General features: G+C 62.0%; 22 protein-coding genes and 1 tRNA gene. 3 read left to right on the top strand and 20 right to left on the bottom strand.

Going from position 1 to position 25,239, the window contains the following annotated elements; translation table 11 throughout:
- Positions 1 to 63 precede the first annotated feature (63 nt).
- Positions 64 to 1,248, top strand: a complete 1,185-nt coding sequence (locus LT988_RS09910) for a pyridoxal phosphate-dependent aminotransferase (protein WP_269752120.1) — start codon at positions 64 to 66, stop codon at positions 1,246 to 1,248.
- Positions 1,249 to 1,312: 64 nt separating this feature from the next.
- Positions 1,313 to 1,388: transfer RNA gene (locus LT988_RS09905), tRNA-Asn, on the top strand.
- A gap of 829 nt (positions 1,389 to 2,217) precedes the next feature.
- Here the strand turns inward: LT988_RS09905 and LT988_RS09900 are convergent.
- The 7 genes from LT988_RS09900 to LT988_RS09870 form a co-directional block, all read right to left on the bottom strand.
- On the bottom strand, positions 2,218 to 5,610 hold the full coding sequence (locus LT988_RS09900) for a type I restriction endonuclease subunit R (RefSeq protein WP_232409984.1): 3,393 nt from the start codon (positions 5,608 to 5,610) through the stop codon (positions 2,218 to 2,220).
- A 21-nt stretch (positions 5,611 to 5,631) separates the two neighbouring features.
- Positions 5,632 to 5,841, bottom strand: a complete 210-nt coding sequence (locus LT988_RS09895) for an addiction module protein (RefSeq protein WP_232409983.1) — start codon at positions 5,839 to 5,841, stop codon at positions 5,632 to 5,634.
- A 270-nt stretch (positions 5,842 to 6,111) separates the two neighbouring features.
- A complete protein-coding gene (locus LT988_RS09890) occupies positions 6,112 to 6,324 on the bottom strand; it encodes a hypothetical protein (RefSeq protein ID WP_232409982.1) in 213 nt (70 codons plus the stop codon).
- A complete protein-coding gene (locus LT988_RS09885) occupies positions 6,321 to 6,845 on the bottom strand; it encodes an AAA family ATPase (RefSeq protein WP_232409981.1) in 525 nt (174 codons plus the stop codon). The genes LT988_RS09890 and LT988_RS09885 overlap by 4 nt, the downstream gene beginning before the upstream one ends.
- A complete protein-coding gene (locus LT988_RS09880; RefSeq protein ID WP_232409980.1) occupies positions 6,842 to 8,008 on the bottom strand; it encodes a restriction endonuclease subunit S in 1,167 nt (388 codons plus the stop codon). The genes LT988_RS09885 and LT988_RS09880 overlap by 4 nt, the downstream gene beginning before the upstream one ends.
- Complete coding sequence (locus LT988_RS09875) at positions 8,005 to 10,146, bottom strand: type I restriction-modification system subunit M (protein WP_232409979.1); 2,142 nt, start codon at positions 10,144 to 10,146, stop codon at positions 8,005 to 8,007. Before LT988_RS09875 ends, LT988_RS09880 begins: the two co-directional genes overlap by 4 nt.
- A complete protein-coding gene (locus LT988_RS09870; RefSeq protein ID WP_232409978.1) occupies positions 10,143 to 10,361 on the bottom strand; it encodes a hypothetical protein in 219 nt (72 codons plus the stop codon). The genes LT988_RS09875 and LT988_RS09870 overlap by 4 nt, the downstream gene beginning before the upstream one ends.
- A 305-nt stretch (positions 10,362 to 10,666) precedes the next feature.
- On the opposite strand from LT988_RS09870, the gene LT988_RS09865 reads away from it, so the two are divergent.
- Complete coding sequence (locus tag LT988_RS09865) at positions 10,667 to 11,296, top strand: hypothetical protein (protein ID WP_232409977.1); 630 nt, start codon at positions 10,667 to 10,669, stop codon at positions 11,294 to 11,296.
- 455 nt (positions 11,297 to 11,751) lie between these two features.
- Here LT988_RS09865 and LT988_RS09860 read toward each other — a convergent pair whose 3' ends face one another.
- The 13 genes from LT988_RS09860 to LT988_RS09800 all read right to left on the bottom strand — a co-directional run bounded on the left by LT988_RS09860 (position 11,752) and on the right by LT988_RS09800 (position 25,232).
- Positions 11,752 to 12,579 carry an ABC transporter permease gene (locus LT988_RS09860; protein WP_232409976.1) on the bottom strand — a complete coding sequence of 276 codons (828 nt, stop codon included), beginning with the start codon at positions 12,577 to 12,579 and terminating at the stop codon, positions 11,752 to 11,754.
- 23 nt (positions 12,580 to 12,602) lie between these two features.
- Complete coding sequence (locus LT988_RS09855) at positions 12,603 to 13,112, bottom strand: nitrous oxide reductase accessory protein NosL (RefSeq protein ID WP_232409975.1); 510 nt, start codon at positions 13,110 to 13,112, stop codon at positions 12,603 to 12,605.
- A gap of 211 nt (positions 13,113 to 13,323) precedes the next feature.
- Positions 13,324 to 14,208 carry an ABC transporter ATP-binding protein gene (locus tag LT988_RS09850; RefSeq protein ID WP_232409974.1) on the bottom strand — a complete coding sequence of 295 codons (885 nt, stop codon included), beginning with the start codon at positions 14,206 to 14,208 and terminating at the stop codon, positions 13,324 to 13,326.
- Positions 14,205 to 15,176 (bottom strand): NapH/MauN family ferredoxin-type protein, encoded by a 972-nt coding sequence (locus LT988_RS09845; RefSeq protein WP_232409973.1) that lies wholly within the window; start codon positions 15,174 to 15,176, stop codon positions 14,205 to 14,207. The genes LT988_RS09850 and LT988_RS09845 overlap by 4 nt, the downstream gene beginning before the upstream one ends.
- The gene (locus LT988_RS09840; protein ID WP_232409972.1) at positions 15,173 to 16,024 is read right to left on the bottom strand and encodes a 4Fe-4S binding protein; all 852 of its coding nucleotides are present in this window, start codon (positions 16,022 to 16,024) and stop codon (positions 15,173 to 15,175) included. Before LT988_RS09840 ends, LT988_RS09845 begins: the two co-directional genes overlap by 4 nt.
- A 14-nt stretch (positions 16,025 to 16,038) precedes the next feature.
- Positions 16,039 to 17,409, bottom strand: coding sequence for a nitrous oxide reductase family maturation protein NosD (nosD, locus tag LT988_RS09835; RefSeq protein WP_232409971.1), 1,371 nt, complete (start codon positions 17,407 to 17,409; stop codon positions 16,039 to 16,041).
- On the bottom strand, positions 17,406 to 18,608 hold the full coding sequence (locus LT988_RS09830; RefSeq protein WP_232409970.1) for a hypothetical protein: 1,203 nt from the start codon (positions 18,606 to 18,608) through the stop codon (positions 17,406 to 17,408). Before LT988_RS09830 ends, nosD begins: the two co-directional genes overlap by 4 nt.
- 210 nt (positions 18,609 to 18,818) lie before the next feature.
- Complete coding sequence (locus tag LT988_RS09825; protein WP_232409969.1) at positions 18,819 to 19,580, bottom strand: c-type cytochrome; 762 nt, start codon at positions 19,578 to 19,580, stop codon at positions 18,819 to 18,821.
- A 173-nt stretch (positions 19,581 to 19,753) separates the two neighbouring features.
- A complete protein-coding gene (locus LT988_RS09820; protein ID WP_232409968.1) occupies positions 19,754 to 20,071 on the bottom strand; it encodes a c-type cytochrome in 318 nt (105 codons plus the stop codon).
- Between the two features lie 84 nt (positions 20,072 to 20,155).
- Positions 20,156 to 22,468, bottom strand: a complete 2,313-nt coding sequence (nosZ, locus tag LT988_RS09815) for a Sec-dependent nitrous-oxide reductase (protein WP_232409967.1) — start codon at positions 22,466 to 22,468, stop codon at positions 20,156 to 20,158.
- A 109-nt stretch (positions 22,469 to 22,577) separates the two neighbouring features.
- Positions 22,578 to 23,549 carry a hypothetical protein gene (locus tag LT988_RS09810; protein WP_232409966.1) on the bottom strand — a complete coding sequence of 324 codons (972 nt, stop codon included), beginning with the start codon at positions 23,547 to 23,549 and terminating at the stop codon, positions 22,578 to 22,580.
- Positions 23,480 to 24,142, bottom strand: coding sequence for a hypothetical protein (locus tag LT988_RS09805; RefSeq protein WP_232409965.1), 663 nt, complete (start codon positions 24,140 to 24,142; stop codon positions 23,480 to 23,482). The genes LT988_RS09810 and LT988_RS09805 overlap by 70 nt, the downstream gene beginning before the upstream one ends.
- Positions 24,143 to 24,356: 214 nt before the next feature.
- Complete coding sequence (locus LT988_RS09800) at positions 24,357 to 25,232, bottom strand: sirohydrochlorin chelatase (protein WP_232409964.1); 876 nt, start codon at positions 25,230 to 25,232, stop codon at positions 24,357 to 24,359.
- Positions 25,233 to 25,239: the final 7 nt, after the last annotated feature.

Raw genomic sequence — 25,239 nt, 5'->3', positions numbered from 1 at the left:
AGACACCGCATGTCCAGTCACGACTATCATCGCCCTACCACAAGAGCCCAGAGAAGACACCCGATGACCATCAAGCTCGCCGCGCGCGTTCAGGCTGTCAAACCCTCCGCCACCCTGGCCATCACGGCCCGCGCCAAGGCCCTGCGCGCCGCGGGCAAGGACGTCATCGGGCTTGGCGCCGGTGAGCCTGACTTCGACACGCCCGATCACATCAAGGAAGCGGCGATCGCCGCGATCCGCGCCGGCTTCACCAAATATACCGCTGTCGACGGAACCACCGAGCTCAAGCAAGCCGTCATCGACAAGTTCAAGCGCGAGAACGGGCTGGACTATGCCCACGACCAGATCCTGGTCTCCTGCGGCGGCAAGCAGAGCTTTTTCAACCTCGCCCAAGCGCTTCTGGATCCGGGCGACGAGGTCGTTATCCCTGCGCCTTACTGGGTCTCCTATCCGGATATGGTCCTGCTCGCCGGCGGCGCGCCCGGGCTTGTGCATGCCGGGGCCGATCAGCGCTTCAAGATCACCCCCGGACAGCTCAAGGGCGCCCTCACCGACAAGACCCGCTTGGTCGTCATCAACAGTCCGTCGAACCCCACCGGCATGGCCTACAGCCGCGAGGAGCTTGAAGCGCTCGGCGAGGTGCTGCGCGAGTTCCCGCGCACCCTCGTTGCCACCGACGACATGTACGAGCACATCCGCTGGAGCCCCGAGCCCTTCGTCAACATCGTCAACGCCTGCCCGGAGCTCTACCCGCGGAGCCTGGTCCTCAACGGCGTCTCCAAGGCCTACTCCATGACCGGCTGGCGCATCGGCTATGCTGGCGGCCCGGCCGAGATCATCAAGGCCATGAAGAAGGTGCAGGGCCAGAGCACCTCCAACCCGACCTCCATCTCCCAAGTCGCCGCCCAAGCCGCCTTGGAAGGCCCGCAGGAGTGCATCGGCGTCATGCTCAAGGCGTTCCACGAGCGCCACGACTTCGTGGTCGAACGCCTCAACCAGATCCCCGGCATCGAATGTCTGCCGACCGACGGCACCTTCTACGTCTTCCCGAAGGTGCAGGGCGCGATCGACAAGCTCCCCGGAATCGCCAACGACCTGGACTTCGCGGAATACCTGATCGAGAAGGCCGGCGTGGCCCTCGTGCCCGGCTCCGCCTTCGGCCTCAACGGCTACGCGCGCATCTCGATCGCCACCAGCCGTGCGAATCTGGAGCAGGCGCTGGAGCGGATCGCCGCTGCGGTCGCATAAATGCAGCATCTTCGCGATCTTGACTCCACCCGGGTGCCCGGCTAACATTGCGGGCTACCATAGATCCCTGGTAGCTCAGTCGGTAGAGCGGGTGACTGTTAATCACTAGGTCGGCGGTTCGAGCCCGTCCCAGGGAGCCAATAAATCGAGGGGTTACAGGTTTCCGCCTGCGACCCCTTCTGCTTTTCGCGCTCACTGTCCCCACGAAATCCCCGTCTGGCCCTCATTAAGGCGTCAGCAACGATCCACGTCGGCACAGAAAATCCGCCATAACGGCGGGTGTTTCTGTCACCGTGACGGGCCGATCTTTACGAAAGCACGCTCCAATGGATCGCCATGGTGAAGGCGAGATTGAACCCGACCATCCATTTCGGCCGCGCGAGGTTCGATCTCGATTCGAAGTGGTTATCGTCTGGCCTCGTCCTCGGTCGTATTGCGATGTACAGCTGTGTCGGCAAGCGGTCAAGGCACCGATAAGAGGGGCCTGGCTCGAATGGCGCTAACCTAAAGCCGGAATGCTTATAAAACAGTAAGTTACTGGAATCCTTCGCCGCCGATCTGCGACATTGCTGGCGGTTCCCTGGGCCGAAACAATTCAGAACGGCGTCCGGGTCGAACTCCCGCTTGTGTTGCTGGCGTTATAAGTAGCGGATCTTTCGAAGAAAGGGTCAGGTTCAGTTGATCTAGAGCTGCATCTCTTGTTGCCTAGACTCTCCCGCGTCCTCGGCGCTTCCGTTTTGCCTGGGGGACCCCGCTGCCGCAGCTTTCGACGTTGCCCGGTCATTGCCTCGATCTCTGCATAAAACTCTGATATTTATTCAGTTGATGTTGGTTGAGGGCCATGCGGAGTTTCGTAATCGGATGGGAATTGGGCGCTGGCTCGCGCGATCTGCTCCCTCGAAATCGAAGACGTGCTTCAACCTCACTGCCTTTAACAGATCGACACGACGTTCGCCTGCTCCATGAGCGTCAAGCCGCCATTCCGAGTGCGCCGCTCACCGACTGCTGCCAGACGTGGCGATAGACGACCGCGGCCATTTCTTGCTTATCGTCGTCCGTGAAGGGTGGCGACGGCAGCTCAGTGTAGAGCCGATCGAGGATGAAGATTTCGACTTCGGCTTGGGTCTGCTCCTTTTCTGTCCATCGCTCCATGGGCGACAGCAGCTCGCGCAGTGACGCCAACAGGGACTGACTCGCCTGCTTGACCTGTTCGCGTTCCGCCTTGCCGAGCGTCTCCTTTTGCAGCAGGTCGAAGAGCGCGAGCTCATCTTCGCTGAGACCCTCCTCGGCAGCGCGTCTCTGCTCGGCATCAAGACCCTCAATCAGGTCCGTCAGCTCGGTGAAGGTGTCCTCGATCGTGACCCGGTCCTTTTCGCGGTTGTAGTCGGCGATGATCTGCTGGTAACGCTTGTAATAATCCATCCGTTTCGGATTGTGCCTAAGCATCTCGGCGAGCTTTTGCTCGACGATTTCGCGGATGTCCTGGAGTGCCGTCGCCTTATGGTTGACCTTCTTCGCGAACTCTTCGCGGAGCTTCTCCAGGTCGATCCGGCTGAGATCGTAGGTCAGCCCCACGGTTTGGTCGTCCCCCGGTGCGTCGGCGCGGATGGCCTGATTCACAATGCGGTGCAGCTCCTTCAGAAGCTCGGTGACGTCCGCGGTGTCGCGCCGCTCGGTGAGCTTCTTGTAGATGGCTTCGATGTTGTCGTGTCGCTCGGCATAGGTGAAGGCCATCGGCTCCATCAGAAGTGCCCGGAAGCGGACGAAGACCTGACGGGCCAGGATCTCGAAACGCCGCTTGGATTCATCGCTCGTGTAGACGGCGTCCACGGCATCCGCAATACCCTTGATGCGAGCGAATCCGTGTGTGCCGAGCAGGGCCGTCATCTCCGCCCCCAGGGCACGAACATGGGCCTCGGTCGCCTCGATGGCTTCGAGCAGCGCCTGCACCCGTTCCTCGATGGGTGCGATGATCTCCTCTTCACCTCCGCTGTCATCACCGAGTGCATACTGGGCGAGCGCCTCGCGCAGGCTCTTGAGCATGCCGTTGTAGTCGACGATCAGACCGAAGTCCTTGCCCGGATAGCAGCGGTTGGCGCGTGCAATGGCCTGCATCAGGGTGTGCGCCTTCATGGGCTTGTCGATGTAGAGCGTGGACAGGCTCTCCACATCGAATCCGGTCAGCCACATTGCGCAGACGATGGCGACACGGAAGGGATGCTCCGGGTCCTTGAAAGCGGTCTCCACATCCACCCGCTTGCCGTCCGTCGTCTCGAATCCCTGCTTCAGCAGTGCCCGATGCGGGATGATGTCGAAGCCCCACCTCTTGAAGTCGGTGACCTCGTTCTGCGCCTCGCTGATGACGATCTGGATAAGGGTCTTGTCCAGCCATCGGGCCTGGCTGCGCAGCCGATCCAACTCCGCCCTCAGGCGCTCGCGGACATACGGATCCGTCTCGGAGGCGATTTCGACGTGCTTGGCCTCGGCCTTGCCGTGCACGGATTCGGCCTTGGCCGTCCAGCGCGGCAGAATGCGCTGAAAGACACGGGCACAGGTGATCTTGTCGATACACACCAGCATCGACTTGCCGGATTCCCAGCGGGTCGCGCAATGCTCGACGAAGTCCTCGGCGATCTTGTCCAGCCGATCGTCGGCCGTGATGATCTCGTAGTCTTTGCCGAGCAGTTTCTCCAGCAACGCCTCCTGATCGGGGTCCAAATCGGCCTCATCGATCTTGTCGGCGATGCGGTCGTTCAGATCGAGCCGGGCGATGCCTAGCTTCTCGCCGCGATTCTCGTACACCAGCTTGACCGTGGCCCCGTCTTCCTCGGAGCGCTTGAAGTCGTAGCACGAGATATAGCCGCCGAAGATGCGCTTGGTCAGCTCGTCGTGCTTGAACAGCGGTGTTCCGGTGAAGCCGATAAAGGCAGCATTCGGTAAGGCCAGGCGCATGTTGCGTGCGAGCCAGCCCGCTTGAGTGCGATGCGCTTCGTCCGAGATCACGATGATGTCGTCGCGTTTGCTGTAGGGTTCGTCGAACTTCACGGCCTGGTTGAACTTGTGGATCAGGCTGAAGACGTAGCGATGGTTCTCCCTGAGCAGCTGCTCCAGCTCCTTCCCGGACCCGGCGCGCGGTGTCCGGTCGTCCGCGACCCCGCAGCCGACGAAGGTCTTGTAGATCTGACTGTCCAGATCGTTGCGATCGGTCATGAGGACGAAAGTGAAGTTGCCCGGCACGATCCGGCGCACCTTCTCGGTGAAGAAGGCCATGGAGTAGGACTTGCCGCTGCCCTGCGTATGCCAGAAGACGCCGAGCCTGCCGAGGTCCGGGTGGGCACGCTCGATCAGCTCGATCGGTCCTTTGGGGATGTAGGGACTGGGCTCCTCGGCCGCCTTCAAAAACCGCTGGGATTCGAGCGGCAGCTCGATGACCCGGCTGCGCAGACGCTTGCCGCGCGGAAACTCGCCTTTCAACACCTCTTGTCGAACGACCGAATCCACGGCGAGATTGACGCCCAGGATCTGATGGTTGCGCGCGACGATCTTGCGAACCGCGCCCGGCTTGCTGGCATCGAAGAGGATGAAGTTCTCGACGAGATCGAGTAGTCGCTCCTTGGCGAGCAGGCCGTTCAGCAGCACCTCGGCCTCCAGGCTGCCCGCGTCGCGCTCGTCCTGGCGCTTCCACTCCGCAAAATGCTCCCACTGGCTGGTGATGGAGCCATAGCGCGCCCGGTGGCCGTTGCTGACGATCAGGAAGGCGTTGTGATGGAAGGCATGGGCGATGACATGCTCGTCCAGATAGTCGCGCAGATTCCCGTCGAAGCCGGCGCGGATGTTTTTGTAGACCGCCTTCAGCTCGATGAAGACCAGCGGCAAGCCGTTGACGAAGCAGACCAGATCGGCGCGGCGATTGTAGTTGGGCGTGCGCAGCCCGGTGATCTTCAGCTCGCGCACGCAGAGGAAGCGGTTGTTCTCGGGCCGGCGGAAGTCGATGACCCGGGCAAAGCCCTGGCGCATCTGCCCCTTGGCATCCCGATAGCTGACCGGCACCCCATCGCGGATGTAGCGGTAGAACCCCTGATTGTGTTGAAGCGTCGAGCGGGTGAAGTCCTGGCGGGTCAGCTGGGCGATGGCGTCCTCCACGGCCTTTGCGGGCAGCTCCGGGTTGAGCTTGGCGATGGCGGCGTGCAGATCGCGGGTCAGCACGACCTCCTTGGTGTCCGTGCGCCCGAGTGTGCCGTCGGGTCCGAAGGTCTCCTGGTTCCAGGCGTAGAGGCTGTCCCACCCCAGGACCCGATGCAGATGATCCGCGAAGGTCTCCTGGACCAAGCGGTCTTCGCTGTTGATATCCGTGATGGCCATGGCTTATCCCTCCGCCTGAAATCAACTCCTGGTCCTGATCTCCGCGATCGCCTCCCGTGCCGGCCGGCCCGAGTCTCCGTCGCATTCATAGGCATCCAGCCGCTGGTCCAGCACCCGCTTCTGCGCATCGGTCAAGGGGAGCGCCGACTGCTCAGCCGCGATGCTGTCCCACAGGTCTTCGACCAGGCGTGTGCGCTCGCTAACCGGCAATTGGCGCGGGTTGGATGTCATGGCTGATTCCTCTACGGGACGGTCCGTTCAGACACCGTGTCTCTCGGAGGGCAGGATCTTGTCGAGCATAGTGGCATGTTCCGGTGTTTGGCTCACCCGTTTGGCTCGACTTTGGCTCATTCGATATCAGGTGGGTTTGGCGAAACTATTTCTAAAACAGTTGCTTGCGATGATCGCGTGCCGCGAATGGCTCACCTGGGCGGCTCTTTGCCTGTTTTTGCGGCTTCGCTGAGCCAAAGGTATCGCTTCTCTTACCGAGCACTCGGCGTCTCAACCTGATCCATCGGTGCCGGCCTGCTCCAGATTCCGGTCGGTCATAGGGCATTCGACGACCTGCCCGGCCCGGCTCACGATCAAGGGCGTGCCCGTCCTGGCCGCGATCTCTCGTGCCCGTTGGGCGGCCCGGACGAGCGCGTGCGGGACGGCCTGCATGTCGTCATCCTGGAGATTGGATACCGGGGTGGTATGTTCAGGGTTGCTCATGGCTTCTTCCCCTCGGCTAACAGGACTGGCGATTCGCCGCCGTTATCGAACCATTGCCAGTAATCGACGCGATGGCGGTAGACATTCTGAAAGTTGTCGAGCCCGGATGCGAAGCGCCGTCGGACGGTGTCGGTCGGGACATCGTGACCGCCTTGACGCACGCGCACGGCCACTCGAGCGATGGCCTCTTCCGCCGAGGGCAATGATAGAAAGACCAGCTTCACGACATAACCGTCGGCCCGCCAACGGTCGATCATGGCGGCATAGGTCAGGCCGGAGAGCGTGGTCTCGAAGGCGAAGCTGCGCCCGTTCGCGACGTGGCGGCGTATCTCCTCCAACATCAGCCGTCCGGCGCGGAACGCTGCCGCTTCCGGTCGGAACGGGGACAGTCCCGCGGCGATGAGGTCGGCATTCACGAAGATGGGGCAGTTGGCCTCATTGGGCAGAAGTTCGCGGGCGAAGGTTGTCTTCCCGGCGCCGTTGGGGCCGGCGATGATGACGATCTTCCTCTGGACCGTCATACCGCAATCTCGCCGCTCATGAGGCGGGGGAGGAGGAGGTCGCGGGCCTCGGTCGCTCGTCTCGCTGCGGCTTGCAGTATGCCAATCTGCTGCTCGATAGGGCCGACATGTTCGGAGAATAGTCCGATCAGACGTCTAGGCGGCACTTTCACGTCTACTTTTGCGAGCTTCTCGCGAGGCAGATGCTTGATTGTTGCGCCTGTGAAAAGCCCCGCCAATTGCCCGGATATGCCCTTGTAATAGAGGCTGTAGTAGAGAAAGTGGTGGTCAAAGCTCTCGGCGGCACGAATACGATGGATCGCCTTCTGAAACATCATCCCGGGAGCTTGACCCTTCCAGATGGCGCAACGGCCTGGCTCGCCACCCTCGCACATGACGATGTCGCCATACCTCAAGCCGTACTTGTCGATTTCGTGCTCTTCAAAAGGCATCTCCCGAAGATAACTGAGATCGATCTGACCCCATCGCACATTGATGTTGGCAAGATAAGGTCGAAGTTCACCTCTGTTCTTTCGTGCATCGAGCATCTTCCCAAGTTGAAACTCGGCGAGGTCGTTCAACGATCTTCTTTCCCAGCCCTCCGGCAAACCGTCGATGATGCGAGTGTGCTCGTGGCCGGGGAAGCGCAGGCGGACGAACCATTCCCGGTAGAGTTGCCGCGCTGCCTCCTCCAACAGCGCCATCCGGCGGCGGTTGTTTTCGATCAGGTCGTCGTACTCCGACACAACAGCTTCGATTCGAAGCTGTTCTTGATAACTCGGGCAAAGAAACGTCACTTTCCGCAGATTGCCTTGTGACAGTTTCGGCTGAGCAGCACCAGTGACGTAACCGCGAAGATCAGAGTGATTCAGTAAGAGGTTGAGAAATCTGTTTGTAGCTATCCCCTTTCTTGCTCTTACAACGTGTGCATGGTTGTTAACCCAGAATTGACCGTGCACTACTCGTGCAGTAGGCTCTTTTCTCGTTACGAGATTCGCTCCATCCTCAGCTATCAGTACATACTCACCGTCGAATATGAAATCGTCGATTGAGTCAATGATTCCTTGTGCTCCATAGTATGGATATTCGCCCTGACGGGTTTCGCGTACAAGCGTCGAAAGGGGAATGCGTTCGTGATCGTGGAACTCAACCAATTCCTCGAAGTTCCGTTTAGCCCAACTCACACCCCCAACTCCTCAAAATTCTCCTGAATCCTTGCCGCCAGTTCGGCCGCCTCGCGATTCAGGTCCGCCAACTCGATATGGATGTCCCGCAGCGTCTGCTCGAAGTCGAAGTTCTCGTCCTCCTCGGGTGGCGCGACGCCGACATAGCGACCAGGCGTCAGGCTCCAGTCGGCGGCCTCGATCTCTGCGCGGGTGACGGCCTTGCACAGACCCGGCACGGCGACAAATTCGGCCTCGGGGAAGCGCTCCTGGAGCCAGAGGATCTGACGGTGGAAATAGACGGCGAGTTTGAGCTGCTCGACCGCGGTCTTGCGGTCGGCGTCGAGCGGTTTGAGGCGGCGTGACATGGCCTTGGCGTCGCGGACGAATGAATTCGCCCCTTCAGGCTCATCGCGGGTGAGGTCTTGGGCCAGTTGCGCGGCGCGGGCGGCGAGCTTGTAGAGCAGGTCGATCTGCTTGACCAGTCCCTTGGTGCGATCGGCGAGCGGGGCGAAGGCGTGTCGGGCGGCGTGCTGTTCCTCGTTGCTGTCGGGCGGTGTCTTGCTCGTCACCTCGGCGAAGGTGGCCAGGGTGTTGAGCAGGGTGGCGCGATCGGTCTCGTAGGCGCTCTCGGTCTCGGTCAACTCGGTCAGGGCATCGGCCAGCGGTTTCCGTTGCGCTTCGTCGATGCCCGCGATGCCGCCGACTCCATCGGCAAATGCCTTGAGTCCGTCCTCGATCTCGACGAGCCGTTCCTCGAATGCGAGCACGGCATCCTCGATCAGGGCGATCTCGTCGCGTATTCGGTCGAAGTAGCCCGCGACCAAATCCAGGAAGCGCTGCCGCTGCCCTCGGTAGAGCCAGACGATGGCCGTCAGGTTGGCGAGCTGCTCGGGGCTGAAGTCGTAGATCTTGCGTGTGACCTTCCGATAGACGTTGCGCGCGTCGATCATCAGTACCAGGTCGCGCCGCTCCTCAGGTTTGCCGCGGTCCAGGTGCCACAGCTCACAGGGGACGGTGCGGGTGTAGAAGAAGTTGGAACGGATGGCGATCATCACGTCCACATCGCCGGTCTCGACCAGCTTGCGGCGCACCAACGCCTCGCCATGGCCGCCACTGGAGGCTTGAGACGACATGACGAAACCGGCCCGCCCCGTCTCGCTCAAATAGCTCCAGAAGTAGGAGATCCACAGGTAGTTGCCGTTGGAGACGGTCTCCTTTTTCGTCTGCTTGTTCTTCGTGATGCCTGGGAGTCCAAACGGCAGACGGCAATCGCCCGAGACGCGGGATGCATCGACCATGTCGACGTTGAAGGGCGGATTGGCCATGACGAAGTCGCATCGGCCGAAGAGGCTGTGCAGGTCCTCGTAGAAGGTGTTGGCCTCGCGGATGTCGCCTTCGAGCCCATGCACGGCGAGGTTCATGTTGGCCAGCCGGATCGTGGTGCCGGTCTTCTCTTGGCCGTAGAAGGTGACCTCATGGCTGGTGTCTCGTCCTCGCTCCTCGACGAAGTGGCTCGACTGCACGAACATGCCACCCGACCCGCAGGCCGGGTCGAAGACGACGCCGTGATCGGGCTCGATGACGTTGACGATGGTCTGCACCAGCGAGGGCGGCGTGAAGAATTCGCCGTTGTCCTGCGCCCCCTGCATGGCGAACTTCATCAGGAAGTATTCGTAGATACGGCCGAAGACATCGCCCGATGCGGTACGCAGGGCCTCGCTGTCGAAGATTCGGAGCAGGTTTTCGAGCAGATCGGGATCGAAACCCTCGTAGTCCTTCGGAAGCTGATCGGCGAGCGGCGGGAACGCGGCCTCGATGGCGTTCATGGCGCCGAGCAGTGCTGCTCCCAGGTCGGCGTCTTTCGGGAGCCTCAGTAGCTCATCGAACTGCGCCTCCCGCGGCAGCAGCATCGCCCGGCGCTTCTTGAAATCGGCCTGGAGCAGCGGGCGCTTGGGCATCTTGCCCGCCGCCTGATCGGCCTCGATGGCGGCTTTAGCGGCGTAGTACCGATTGGCGGCGTGGCGCAGAAAGATGATGCCGAGCACGGGCATCACATATTCGCTGGAGGTCAGCTTGGAGTTGGAGCGGAGCTGGTCGGCCGCATCCCAGAGGCTGGCTTCGATCTGCTCGATGTTTTTGAGGGCGTTCCCTGTCATTCCGAAGCGTTCGCTTTTTTGATTGTGATGGAGCCCGTGGTCTCGGGCTGATTCGACGCGGGGACAGCCAGTCCGTGGGCTTCGGCGTAGCTGAGAACCAGCACTTCGATCATCGAAGATGCGGAGCGACGCTCGCGCTCCGCGGAGAGCTTGAGCAGCGCCTTGACCTCGACGGAGGTGCGGATGGTTAGAACTTTTTTCTTGGTGCGTGCCATGCCGCGGTCTCCTGATCGTTATCCTTGTGGTACTGCCAAAGTACTGCTGTGTCGGCAATCGGTAAAGGCGTCGAGGCGTGTGCGAAATCATGGCTTGTCGTGGATTTGTCTTCGCTGATTTCGGATCGGCGCGATGGCGCGATGGCGCGATGGCGCGATGCTTCTCGACCACCTGGATCGCCTCCGTGGGCGCGTCCGTGGAGCTGCGCGTACCATTTTCGGCTTCGCGCAGCCGAGTGTCTGCGGTCCAGACGACAGAAGGCTTCGGTAAACGATCCATCAACGAAGACATGCGAGGATTTTTTATGGCGCTCGATCAAAAGGCGTTGCAGAAGAAGCGGGCCAAGCGTGAGCTGAAACGCAGGCAAACCAAGCCGGCGGCTTCGGGGCTGCCGGGAGCCCTATCCCGGGCGAGCGTATGGGCCAACGTGGGCCGGGCGCCGATCGCGGACGTCTTTGTCCCGGCCAATATCTTCGAGCTGGGCATCGGCACGGTCTGGGTGAGCCGGAGTCTACCGGATGGGCGCTATGCCCTAGCCGGGATGGTCGTCGATGTTTTTTGTCTGGGCATCAAAGACGCCTTGTACAAGATTGTCGATGCGGCAGAGTATCCGACCGTCCTGGCCCGCATCCGAGGGAATCTAACGGAATCGGTCGAGACTCAGCATCCGAGCTATGCGCGCAAACTGGTCGAGGAGGCATTGGCCTATGCCAAGGACCTCGGCTTCGAGCCGCACGCAGACTACCGGATTGCTCGGTTGATCTTCGGGGACATCGATGCCGGCGCCTGCCCGGTGTCCTTCACCTTCGGTAAGGACGGCAAACCTTTCTATATCAACGGGCCGAACGATACCCCTGCGATCCAGCGGCGCATCGTCAAGCAGCTGGAGCGTCGCTGTGGTCCGGGGCGATACGACTATCTCGTGATGGTGTGATGGCGGCGGATCGGGATCAGCCTTCGGGGTAAATTGACGCTGTTGGTCGTGAGGTCGGTACTCTGACTTCTGCGGTTGGTTATTCGCGGGTAAGAGACTGATGCACGACGAGTCTTTGGCTTGAGTCAGTCGTCGGATGGCCGGTCGACAGCACTGAATCAAAGACCACCAAAGAGGCGAGGTCATCACAACAACGATGAAAAATATCGCGCTGGAGTCATTTGACGATTTTCTGCAACTGGCTCGGCGGCAGCCGGGACCCCGGCAACTGCTGTTCGGATTCACGCGCAACGAGCTTCCGGACGGCCATACATCCGAGCAGGCGGAGCGCTATAAGGCCGGCCAAGGCGGGCATCTGGCGCCGGTCGTCTGCGTGGACAAGGCGACGCATGAGATCGGCGGACGTCGGGAGTGGATCGCGCCGCGCCCGGTCGAGTTGCGTGCGCAACGGGTGCCTACGGTAGGTCGCCCCGACGGAAGAGCAGATACCCGCCGAAGGCACAGGCGGTGCCGAGAAGCATCGGGTAGACAATCGCATAGGCCATGTAACCGGCCTGCCCGAAGTTGTCGAGGATGACGTAGGCGGACGGGCCGAGCATGACCAGCTGCGAATCGAGCAGGAGCATGGCCGCGGTGCGGAAGACCTGCATGGGGTTGGCCAGGGCGATGCCGACGACCGTCTCGGGCGGGATCTGATTGCGGATCAGGGTGCCGAGCAGAATGAGGTCCAGGAACAGCAGGAGCGTCAACCAAACGACGAAGGCCGAGGCCTGGGCGACGTCTGCCGAACGGCTGAGGGTCGAGAGCAGCATCCCGATGCCGAGAAAACACCAGGCGAGCGCCATCAGCAGAGCCGTGTACCAGATGAAGACCAACCAAGGTACCGCAGCCCCTTTGACCGAGCCCCAGACGATCGCGCCGATCATCGCGAGGAACACGGGCAGGAAGACGACCAGGAAGCGCCCGGCGAGCTTGCCCCAGTACCAAGGCGCCAGACCGATGGGCAGCGAGAGCAGGTATTCGTAGACGCCGGCCTCGCGGTCGCCGGCCACCGAACGCACGGTGGTGATGAGCACGAAGACCGGCAGGATGGCCATGGCGAGCTGGATGTAGGTCACCATCAGGCGGGACAGCCCGGTAAATCCCATGATCCGCGACTCGGTCAGTCCGAAGGCGAACAGCAGAACGACCAGTCCGCCGAAGACGAGCGTGTAGGCGACGAACCACTTGGCCCGAAACGACTCGAGGAGATCGGTTTGGGCGGTCAGCCAGAATTCACGCATGGTCTCGGGACTCCGTTAACGGCTCAATCGGCGTGGTCATGCGTTTGCTCGGTCGGCGGGACCTGATCCGATGCCGCGCCGGGCGGCGCCGAGTTGGCATCCAGATGTCCGCCGTGGACGTTGAACCGGGCTTCGACATCGAAGACGTGCGCCTTGGCTTGCGGGAAGTTGAGCCCGTCCGGCGCGGCCTCGGGTTGGGCGCCGAGGCCGTATTCCATCGGCGTGACCTGGCCGCGCAGATAGGTCGCGGTGCGCGCATCGATCCAGTCCCCGGTGCGCCAGTCGTTCACCCAGATCTCGGTGGCCGGATCATCGCGCTCGGCACGCTCTTCGAGCCAGATCAGCGCGCATCCGATATCGTCGAAGCGATAGACGCGCGAACGCCCGTCCGGTGTCGGGACACGCACCTGAGCTGAGTGCAGACGGTCAGAGAGGACCATGCGGCAACGCTTGCAGGCATCGCGGTCCCATTTCACCTCGACCGGTCCCTGTCCCGGATCGCCGCCGCAGGCGGAAACGAGGAGTGTCAGCACAACCGCCGAAACGATGCTCGTGAACCGCGTCCCGCGCGATGACGGGGGACTCGGCGGCAAACTCGCCGACCTGCACAACTCGATAGATCCGAGCTGGACCCGGTTCAGAAAACGAAAAACTTGATCATTACACCGCGTCGACCGCGACGCCTGTTGATTGCCGCGGATGAAGCGCTCGTGCGCAACCAATCCATAATCTGCCGGACGCGGTTTACGCATACCGCACCTCCGCCAACTCCGGCTCGGTCGCCGTATCCAATCGGATGGAATCAAGCAGCGCGGCGTAACGCGACAGCAGCCCGAGGAACCGCAGCCGATCTGCCCCGGCGACCCAGCCGTCCCAGCTGATGCCCCGATCGCTGCTACGCAGACCCCATGGCGTGACCGCCCGCGTAAAGGCGTCGTCCGCGCGGGTCAGGACCAAATGGCAGCGCAGACGGCTAGTGAGATCGACCAGGTCCGCGACGCGATCGTCGAGCACGACCAGGCCCTGGTCCATCTCGATGACCCGGTTGACGAGTGCAGCGACCTCGTCCAGCCGATGGCTGGAGATGAGCATGGCGACACTGTCTTGTCGCTCGGCCAGCAGCTCGAAGAAGATGTGCCGCGCGTCGGGATCCAGGTTGGCGGCGGGCTCGTCCATGACCAGCAAGTCGGTATCCCGACCCAGGGCGATGCTGATCAGCAGCTTTTGCTTCTGGCCGCCCGAGAGCTTGACGAAGGGCTGGTGCCGAAATGCCTTCGCATCCAGCCCGAGCCGTGTCGCGACCGCTTCCATGCGGCGCGGATCGGCACGGCAGACCCCGGAAGCGAACTGGATCAATTGCCCGACCGGCATCTTGAGCGGCGGCGGCAGCTGTGGCACGAATCCGATCTTGCCGAGCACCTCGCGTCGGTGCTCGCGCGGGTCCAGATCATCGACACGGACCTTGCCTTGGCAGACGTACTCCCCGAGCAGACAGCGGATCAGCGTAGTCTTACCGGCCCCGTTGGAGCCGACGAGGGCGACGCGATGTCCGCGCTCGATGACGAGGTCGATCCCCTTCAGAACGGTCTGGCGACGAAAGCGTTTGCTGACCTGCTCGAAACGGATCATAGGGCCTTCTCCAGTCCCTTGAATGTGTAGCTCAGCGAGCTGGTCGGACAGATGTCGACGCAGAGACCGCAGCGGGTGCAGTCCGCGCCGATGTCGGTGGTGAGTCCTTGCGCACGGCCGCGAATGGTGACGTCGAGCACATGCGGCACCATGCAGATCTTCCGGCAGTCGCCCTCGTGATGGCAGCTGCGCATGTTGTACTGCACCCGCAGCGGCGAGACGACACCGACGAGGCCGTAGGTGATGCCGATCGGGCAGATATAGCGGCACCAGGCCCGGCGCGAGAGCAGCACCTCGAAGACCAGCAGGGCGAGGATCCAGAGCAGCGCCAGGCCGGGACCGTAGATGAGCGCGCGGCTGAGGATCCCGGTCGGCGAGATGGTTTCGAAGACGGTATAGCCGGTCAGCAGCGCAAGCAGGGCGAAGACGACATAGAAGACCGCCCGAACGGTGCGATGGAACTGGATGTCGATCGCCCAGCCGCGCTTGGCGAGCCACAGGTGCAGCGACTCGGCCCATTCGGCGACCAGATGATAGGGACAGACCCAAGAGCAGAAGGTCCGCCCGCCGAGCAGGATCCAGAGCACCAGGACGGTCAGGGTGCCGATCAGCAGGTTGACGACGATGTGCTTGTATGCGAGCGTGACCTGCAGCGCCGAGTTCAGATCGGCCAGGTGGAAGCCGATGACGCGCGAGGCAGTCAGCGCGCCCTCGACCAACTGCACGTCGAGCACGTAGGACACGACGAACAGCAGGTTCACCACGATCAAGGTGATCCAGCGGCGATTGCGCCATTTGTGGCGGTTCGCGCTGCGTGCGTGACCCGCCTCGACCGCGTGCAACGCCTCGCGGGACAGCGGCGTCTTGCGCTTCTCCTTGTAGATCGTCTGGATCGGGATCTGCTCGGGTGTGGGCTTGATCGGTTTGAGCCCGAGCAATTGGCGCAGCGATTCGACGAAGTAGCTCATTGGAAGTCGGCGCTCCGATGGATCTCCACCACGATGGCGGCGGGCTCGGCGGGACAGACCATCTCGCAGACGCCGCACCCGACACAGCCGTCTTCCACGACCGGTGTCGCGGTGCGTCCGTCCGGCATCGGTTGCATCCGGATGGCGTGCAAGGGTGGGCACTGATTGGGATCGCCCGATGGCGGGGTGCCGGCCTCGCATTGGGCGATCCGGATCTCGATCGGGCAGAGTCGGACACACAGATCGCACAGCGGCAGGTCGAACGGATGCTCGGCCAGCGGGATCGGATTCCAGCGGTCGACGGACTCGAAGCGCAGCAATGCGGGGTGATCCGGGCCGCGCGCAGCACCCTTGAAGGGCTGACCGCGCACGGCGAGGCAGCGGCCCGGCCGGGCGACTCGCGCAAATCCCATCCGCGTCTCGGCGGGATAGTCGATATCGTGTGTCAGTGCCCCGGTCGGACAGGCCAGCACGCATTGCAGCCCGTCGCAGGAGAAGTCGCAGGCCTGGTCGCGCGCCTCGATGTGTGGCGCGCCTACGCCGACACCGTCGTTGAGATCCGCCAGCTTGATCGCCTCGACCGGGCAGACCTGCACGCACTGGCCGCACTTGATGCAGGCCGAGAGGAATCCCTGCTCGTCGAGCCGATCCTTGAGCGCGCCCGGCGGGCGTAGACGCGCGTTGGCCTGGCCGATCAGCGGAATGAGCCCGGCGAGCGAGGCCCCTACCATCCCGATCAGGAGGGCTGTGCTGCGCAGGAACTCACGCCGGCCTTGCTCGCGCAGCTTCTTGGTCTTGCGCTTCGATTTCTGCTTCGTCTTCGGTTGGGCAGTCGGTTTCTCGTTCATGCTCGGTTCACCTCTCAATCCCTCCCGAGCGAGCGACGCAACGCCTCGTAGGCGTCATAGCCGCCCGGTGCGACGTCCGGGGCAGGCGCCTCGGCCTCGGTGTCCGGATCCAGCTCCCACTCCGAGCCGCCGGCCAATCCGGCTTGCGGTACGGCGAGTACGACCTCGGTATCGGCGTCCCACAGCGGATGCTCGTCGCGCACCAGAAGATCCGGAGTCGAAAAGGGGGCGAGGCGCTCAAGGAAATCGATGACCTCGAGCATCGGGGAGCCCTTGAAGAACTGCGCCGGGGGCACGTCCATCCAGAGCCGGTCGGCGAAGGCTTGAATGGCATGCGGCGAGTCGCCGACGCCGTCGTCGTTTCGGTCGAAGCCCTCGTAGTCGTCCCAGTAGTTGCCGTCCCAGGTGTTGCGGTTGGCGGTCTTGCCGCCTTCAACGACGACCTGAGTGGTGTTGCCCTTGAACCGATTCCCGGTCAGGACGTTGCCCTGCCAGTCGTTGATGAAGCGGATCCCGATGCCGTTGTAGGCGATCAGGTTGTCGCGAAAATAATTGATGCTGCCCGGCTGGTAGGGCGAAACGTCCAGATACAGGCCCTCGGCGCAATACAGGATGCGATTGCCCTCGATGACGACGTCCGAGGTCTCCTTGAAGCCGATCCCGATGCCGGTCGTGCCGGTGGCATTGGCGATCAGGTTGTTGCGAACGACGATGCCGTCGCTGTACATGAGGAAGATCCCGACCGTGTTGCCCTCGTAGTGGTTGCCCTCGACGCGGTTGCCCTTCGAGTACATGAAATGCAGCGAATAGCGCCCGCCGCGTGCGTCGTTGCGAGCGATCAGGTTGTCGCGCGAGTACCAAACCACGGTGTCGCGCGCGTTGCGGATGATGTTGTCGGTCACCTCGTTGTTAAAGCTGTACCAGAGCCGGATCGCATCGCCCCGCACACCCAGATCGACCGGCTTGGAGGAGATGTCATTACGCCGCACGATATTGTTTTCGGACTGCTGCAGGTCGACGCCGAACAGGGCGTTATCGATGCGGTTGTCCGTGATCACGTTGAACTTGCCCCGAACCTGCACGCCCGAATCCAGGTCGTTGTGCGAGCTGCCCGAGTTGGTGAGATGCAGGTTCCGAAGCGTCGCCCCGTCGGTTTCGAGTAGCACGATAGTGCCCTTGCCGCCCCCGTCGATCGTCACCCGATCGCGACCGTCGATGGTCAGCCGCTTGTCCACGCGCACGGGGCCGGCGTAGATGCCGGGCTCGGGCGTAAGCACCGAGCCCGTTTCCGCGGCGTCGACCAGAGGCTGCAGTGACGGGTAGGCGGCCCCGACCCATGCAGGGATCAGGAGCAGTCCAGCGCAAGCAAGCCGGATCGGGTTCATGGGGCAAACTTAAGCTGCTTGCGTCGCAGCAGGGTCGCCGCCGCCAGAACGGCCGAGAGCAACAGCATCAGGCCGAAGCCCCAATAGGGATAGGAATGGGTTCCGAACTGGGCGACCTTGCCGTCGCCGAAGACGGTCGGCATGAAGGACTTCACCGTAAAGGCGCCCATCGCGTTCATGTTGTGGCCGTACCACCAGAGCCAGGCGGAATAGTCCAGGATGAAGATCAGCGGCAGGGCCATCGGCGCCAGGATCAAGAGCCAATAGATCGGGCCTTCGGACCGGCGAGCACCCCAGAGCAGCAGCAACATGGCCCCGATGATGCCCCAAAAGACGACATGCGCCGCAGTGCCCATGACGCTGACCATGGGCCGGATTTCTTCGGGGTTGTTGAAGTAGCGCCCGAGGCTCTTGCCGTAATGCCAGGTGAGCAGTTGGTGGCCGCTTCCGGTCCACTCTCGACGCTCGCCGGCGGGCTGTTTTGCCTGATCGCGCTCGAAAGCGCCGCGCAGGTTTGCGGCGAGTGCGGTCTTGTCCGGCTCGCCGGTGTCGTCGATGCTCGGAGCACCCGAGGTGGCCTTCGGTTGCGCATCACCCTCCAACGATGCCTTCATCTGCGCGATCAGTGCTTCGGCCGGTGAAAGGCGTTTTTCGGCCTCGGGTGTCGCGGTCTCTTGATCGAGTGCGAACGCCAGTGCACTTAGATAGCCTTGGCTGTTCAGCTTCAGCCCGTCGGCAGTATAGAAGGTCATGGCCATCCAGCCGACAATCAGCGCAAACCCGACGCCCATGACCGCCAATCGGGTCTTGGATCCGGGGATGGCGAATCCGACGATCATGACCGCGAGCATCGACAACAGGAATGGTGAAAAGGCACGCTCGACGACGCCTCCGGCCGAGATGGGATACATGCCGACATAATGATTGATGGTGTCCATCTCATGGACACAATTGAGCGCCTCGTCCTCGGTGATCTCCGACTTCTCGACCTTTTGACAGCCATTGAAGACACCGTTCATGTGGAAATGGATGCGCACGCCGTCCGGGAAGGACTCGGGCGGATAGTTGGGCGCGGTCAGCGAGACCCACCAGACGGGAACGAAATAGATGGCACCGAGCAGGAGCAGTCCGATCAGGATCAAGCCGAAGATCAACGGCGTGTGCCGATCCGAAAAGGAGAGAGTCGATGTATTGCTCATGATGGATACGGTCGTGCGCGTGCGTTGGGTGAAAGAGCCTTCAGGATCGATGCGGCCGGCGACAGCTGAAGCGGGGAGCGTCAAAGCGATACGTGACACTGCCGCAGCAGTGTCCCGCGTTCGCAATCGAGCTCCGGATCTCGTGATCCGGAAGGCGCGGCATCGATTCGGTCCTTCAAACGCCGGATCCGAATCGGGATCCGATTCGGATCATTCGAAGTCCGGGTTCTTCCAATCGACCGAGTCGGCTAACTGCTCCTCGCGAACGGGTTGCCAAGAGACATAGCTGATGACCGCTTGCATATCCTTGTCGGAGAAGTTCTTGATCTGTTCGACCATCTCCGGATTGGCATTGCGGCGCTTATGGTCACGGATCCATTCGAACTGGCGAACCATGTACGCATAGTGCTGACCGTTGATACGCGGATAGAATTTCTCCACGTCGCCCATCCCGGTCTCGCCGTGGCATTTCACGCAGTTGTCCTGGTAGAGTTGCTCGCCCAGAGCATAGTCTTCGGTCCCGGGTCCATACGGTCCCTTCCCCCAAGCCGGGTTCATCGGCAGGCTTTCGATATAGGCGACCACATCGGCCAGCGCTTGTGCATCGCCGATCGATTGCGGAAGCGAGAAGGGATACATGGTCGGATTGTCCCGATTTTGTGCGCGGATATCCGCCATCTGCTTGATCAGCACACCGCGATGCTGGCCGGCCAGTTGCGGGAAGGTCCCGTCCGGTGTGCCCCATCCTTCGGGCAGATGACACGCGGCACAGACCTCATAGACGTCCATGCCGTTCTCGACGTCAGGCTCGAGATGCAGGGCTTCGTCCTGTTCGCCTCCGCCTTGATTCCAATCGATGGGTTCGGCGCGATGGACGCGGTCGGCGTCGCTCGTGTCCGCTGCCGAGATCGTTCCGGCCGTACAGACGGCCGCCGCTAGGATAGCGATTTGAAACAGGTCACTTTGATTCATGGCGTACTCCAATTCGGGCTCGTAGGACTCGGGCGGCGCCTCACGCGTCTGCAAATCGCTCCGAGGTCTTGTCTATTGAGATCGAGCATGTTTGCGCTGCGAGTTGATAAGGGCGCCATAAAAGCGGACGACGATGCATGCATTGATGATGGAATTGCAAAAAGGGCACAGGGTCAGTTCAGGGTGGCGAGCCAGTTTGCGATGGCTCGCATCTCCTCCTCGTTGACGAGGTGCATGACACCCCTCATCGCCGCAGTCATGCCGTTGCTACGAGCGCCGCTTTTAATATCCACCATTTGATTGTAGGCGTAATCCGGGCTTTGTCCCGCGAGCTTTGGATAGATGGGCAGAAGGGGCGTCTTGGCGTCCTTGCCGTGACAGGCCACACAGGTCTTGGTGACATAGAGCTCGGCGCCGTCCATGGCGAGAACGGGCAAGGATGCCGTTATCGCCGCGGCGATCGAGATTAGAACGGACTTCAAGGCGTTCATCGTGGACTCTCCGGTCGATAGCCGATTGCGGATGTCGAGAGGCTGCCATTGACCGGGATCCAGATCCCGGTCAATGACGCGACTTCATTTGTTGACCGTCGCGCCCTCCTCGTCCAGGAGGTTCTTCGCTCGCAGGCCCAGGTCGGCGGCCTTCACCTGGTATTGCCACCACTGATTGGCCCAGAGCATGGCGTTCTGCCAGTCGGCCATGGTGGCGGCGTCTTCCGATTTCTTCTTGGACTCGTGTGCAAACCCGAGCTGGTCGGTGGCGTCCTCGACGAGCGCGACCGCGGTCGGGAAGTCCTGGAAGTTCCGAGCTGTGATATAGGCGACCACCTGATCGATGACGGCTTGGGTCTCGAGGTTGGTCTTGACCTGGGTTTCATAGTCTGCTTGTGAATACAGCGTGCCTTCGACCATCGATACCGTGGTCGCTTCATAGCCCTTGGGGCGGACCAGAAGATATCCCTGCATCTCCAGATGCAAAGCGGAGCAGAACTCCGTGCAGTAGTAGGGGAAGACGCCTTCTTCATCGGTGACGAAGCTGAAAGACGCGGTCTTTCCAGGCTCGATCGAGAGGTTCACGTTTTGTCCGTAAAGTGCGAATCCATGGACTTGATCTTGAGCGCGCTCAAGGTTGGTGAGATGCAGGTGGACCTCGTCGCCGACTTCCGCTTCGATGATCTCGGGGGTGATGTGCGAGCGAATGACGGTACCCATGACGCGCGTGGTGCATTTTCCGCCGGCATCGCATGTACGCTCGGTCGTCTCGCGGCCGGCGCGGGTGCGATTCGGATGCACTTCATCGGTTCGACTGTTCCAACCTGATTTATAGCGTACCGCAGGTTGCAGCTTCTCGGCGCGAATGGCGGCGGCATAGTGGGGCTCGCCGAGCGGCAAGGGCATGTCGTAGATCAGCTGCATCTTGTCGCCGCTGATGTCGATCAGCTGATGGTTCTGCGGATGCAGAGGGCCGACGGGCTGATGACGATCGATCGAGAGCTTGTTCAGCGCCACCAGATACTTGCCCTGCGGGTTGACCGTGTCGCCCTCCATCGTCATGAGATGACCGATGTTGTAATGGATGGACAGCTTGTCGAGAACCTTACCTTCGCAGTAGTCGTATTTGGCGACCTGCGAGTCCACATAAAGCGAGGTATAGGCGACGCAGGGCTTGGAGTCGAACTGGGTGTGCAGCGGACCCAGCCCGAGATTGACCTGCGTATGGAGCGCGTCCTGCATCGGGATAATCGGCACACCGTAGGGATCCTTACCCTCGAAATTGCCCTCCTCGATGGCCTTCATGATCTTCTCGACACTGTAGACGGAGACATGGCTGTCGAGCTTACCGGCGACGATGATGAATTTCCCGTCCGGCGTGACATCCACGCCGTGCGGACTCTTGGGCTCGGGCACCAGGTAAAGCAGGCCCTCGGCGATCGCCTGTTCAAGCGGGATGAAGTACATTCCCTTTTCCTTCTTCACCTTGCCTGCCTTGACCAGTTCTTCGGCCTTCTTCCAATGGGTGACATGCAGATAATCGGTGTCTTTGGAAGAGCATCCGGCCTCGAAGGGCGGGCGTCCGCGCTCGATGCCGCCGACATAGCGCTCGGTACAGAAGGAGTTTGTGAAACCCCAGCCGTAACTGTCCTTCTTGCCTGCGTCTGAAAGATCTTGGCTGTAGGGGCCGAGTTCGAGCGTAAAGGAGTTTTCGGGCTCGATACGGCCTTTCTCCTGATTGAAGCTCCAATAGGTCAAGCCGCCGCGGTATTTGTCGTTGAACTCCTCGAGGGGCACGAAGCCGTCGTCGAGGAGCGGCGCCGCGTATTGCGCTGCTTCCATGACATACTCGGTATTGGGCGTCACGAACGCACCGCCGTGCGATGATTTGAAGAAGGGGTTGACGACGATCTGCTTGGTTTCGAAGTCATGCAGATCGATCACCGCGATGCGCGGGTTTGCCTTGTCGTTGATGAAGACGTATTTGGCGTCGTAGTCGCCGTCGGTTTCGGATATCGCCGGGTGATGAGTGTCGCCGTAGACCAGATCCTTGCCGCGGGTACGGCCCTGCTCGAGTACTGCCTTGGACTCGTCGTCGAAGCCATAACCCTGCCAGGGCTCGGGCGTGAAGACGCCGATGTATTTCAGCAGGCGCATCGAGGGGATGCCGTAGACAATGACCTGCCCCGACTGTCCGCCGGAGGCGAAGACCACGAATTCGTCGCGCCCTCCCGTGGGGACGTATGTCTTGGCCGCGGCGAGAAGATCCTTTTCGGTAAGGCCGCGTCGATCCATGACGTCCTTCAAGGTGTCTTCCGACCAGGCGGCCCCCGCGACCCCCAGTCCGAGGACGACTCCCGTGGCCAGGGTCGTCAAACGTTGCGGTCTTTTATTCATGTGTCCTCCTCCGGTGCCATTGAACGAGATCTCGAACCGGTCTCTCGACCGGTTCAAGCTAGCAAAAGGCAATGGGGAGGAACTTGATCTATGTTAAATCCGGCGGGCCCTACTCGGCTTCCGGCTCGGCCGGGTGCACTGCGACCGCCTCTTCGGAGCCGGCGACATCATCGGCGATGACGGCCTCTGTAGGATCGGGTGCGGCCTCGTGCGAGGTATCGGGTGGAGATTCGGTCCCGACGGCAGGCGCGGCTTCCCCGAAGACGCCCGATGCCTGCTGAAACTGCTCCAAACCGCGCGCGATGTAACCTTCTCGCCAGAGCAAAAAGAGGACACCGAGCAGGACAAGGAGCATGAGAGAGAGTCGCCAGGGGCGTCGCTTTTCCGCGAAGGGGTCAATGAGTGAATATTCCGAGTTCCGAGGACGCTCGGCGAGCCGCGTAAGGCTGGCACCGAAGGGGATGTTGATCTTCGCCGAACTGTCGATCGCCCAGCCGTTGCCGTCCAGGAGCGGACCGAGATTGCGCGCGCGCAGCTTCATGTAGGCCAGCAGAGTCGAGGGCCCGGAGATCGCGAGGATGACCCCGAGCACGGCGAGCGGGATCTGCCACCAGGGGAGCTTGAGCAGACTGGCCAGGACCGTTGCGAGCGCCGTGCCGATTGCACCCACGGCAAGACCGAGGGCGGCGAAGATACCGGCGAACTTGGCGATGTCGAAGCCGCTTACCGCGGGCGCGGCGGCCGGACTCGCGGCCGTGGCCTCGGTAAGTCTCTTGCCGGCGGCATCGTCGACCGCCTTGTCGCGCGCGCCGGCGAGTTTCTCGATCTGCTCCGACACCATCCTCGCGGTGCGCTTGTAGGGCCTCCAGAAGGCCTCGCCGACGCTGATCGGCTGCTCTACGATCTTGGTGATGGTGGCATCCCAGTCACGACCCTGCCGATCGTAGAAGATGCCGTTGCGACCGACCATCAGGTTGTCGGCATGGCCGCCGGTCAAGGCGGCGACGATGCTCATGGTCTCGGTTCCGCCGCGGCGCACGCAATGGCAGTAGGCGAGATAGGTCCGGCTGAGCGAGGCCATGGCGCTGTGTGCCTCGATGTCCTTGACCTGAATACACAGTTCGCTGCTGCGACCGTCGAGCCCTGTATGCGTGCGATCCAAGCGGCGTTTGCGTCGAACCGCCGACGGATGTCCAGCCATTCGGTCTCGGTGAGCTTTTCATGCCGCCCCAGCAGCGGGTTGACGACACGATCGCGAAATTCCCGCAGTGCTGCTGACCAAGCCGGATTGACGCCTTGGTCGAGCGGCAGGGCACGCTTGGCCTCGATTCGGGTCATCGGAAAGGCGGCGATGTCTTCTGTGCCCTCGGACAGCTCTCGCGCCGAGACGGCCAGATAGGCCGCTTCGCTCGGATTCAGGGCGCCGGCCGCGCTGCGGTCATATTCGGCGAGCCGGGTACGGGTGAAGAAGTCGTCGATCTTGGCCTTCACCGCATCGAATGCTTGCGTTGCCGACTTGGTCGCCTCGCCGAGCGGCAGCAGATTGGCGGGATCCGTCTCGGCTTCAGCCCACCATTCCGAATAGGCGCGGGCCTCCGCGAAGAAGCGCTCGCAAATTTCCGGGGAGATGCCCTCGGCGCCGCTGCGGTCGGGCGTGCTGCCGAGGCAGCCCATGATATCGGCGATTGGAAGCGTCAGCGAAAGTCCGGGGCACGAACGGATTTGGCCATTCGAGTCTTCTCCTTCTCGGGGTGGTGTTCCGATTCGGCAATATGGACTGCGACGGCGTGGATGGGAATCCGAAAGCGCTGAAGGGTGTCTTCCGCCCGAGCCGACAAGGCACTTTCGGTCGGGCGTCGTGGCGAGGGCCGCCGGCCGGCAACCGTCCTTAACGAGCCGGTTCTAAGATGTCGGTTCGGCCGGCAGGTGTCGTCTCCGTCTCCGCCATGCGCGCCGCCAAGATGTCGAGCAGCCGAGGATGATCGCCGACCAACCCAGAGGGGTGGACACGAAAGCCCGGGTGTTCGCGTTCCACGGACAAGCAGATCTCGGCGATATCGCCGCGTGGGCCGGCATGCCGTCCGGGCGACAGGAACAGCATGGCGAGGATGACGGGCGTCGAGATGTCCTCTGCGGCGAGCGCGCGCAGACGATCCTCCAGAAGCTCTCCGTTGAAGTCGTATTCAGCTCCTGAGCGCCGCTCCATCACGGCCTCGCCGAGCGTGACGTCGGGACCCGGGTCGTTGGCGAGCCGTTGCGTCAACTGTCGGGCAAGCCAACGCCGTACCTCCGTGACGGCGGGAATGGGCGAGCCGTGGTCGAGCAGCACGATCCGACGCGGCGCGATGTTCTGCTCGATGGCGACGTCGTGAATCCGCTCCAGAAGGATCTCGACCATGTCGGGCTCGCCCTCCGGGAGGGGACAGAGGGCTCGCGCAATCTGGACCTCGAACGGGCCGAAATCGTTTTGCAGGGCCGCGATGCGCTCGGGGACATAGTCGCTGATGGCTCGACTCGGGCCGAAGAAGAGCGGGAGAATCAAAAAGCGCCGAGCGTCCTCGCTCAGACGACGACGCAGAAAGAGCTCGAAGGTCTCGGCGGGCTGACCGTGCAGCTTGTCCGGCGGAATTCGGTCCGAGTGCAGCAGGGAGACGGGGTGAACGGTCTCGCCGAGGCGCTCGGCGAGACGGCTCGCGATTTGTCTCAGCCTCAGCGTGGCATCGGCTCTCTTCGAACCGTTGTCGACCAGCAGGATGTCGCGCATGGCAGGA

It is taken from the genome of Thiocapsa bogorovii, from assembly GCF_021228795.1.
GTDB classification, from domain to species: domain Bacteria; phylum Pseudomonadota; class Gammaproteobacteria; order Chromatiales; family Chromatiaceae; genus Thiocapsa; species Thiocapsa bogorovii.
The sequence above is the reverse complement of the archived record's forward strand: the minus strand, read 5'-3'. Positions and strand labels throughout refer to the sequence as shown.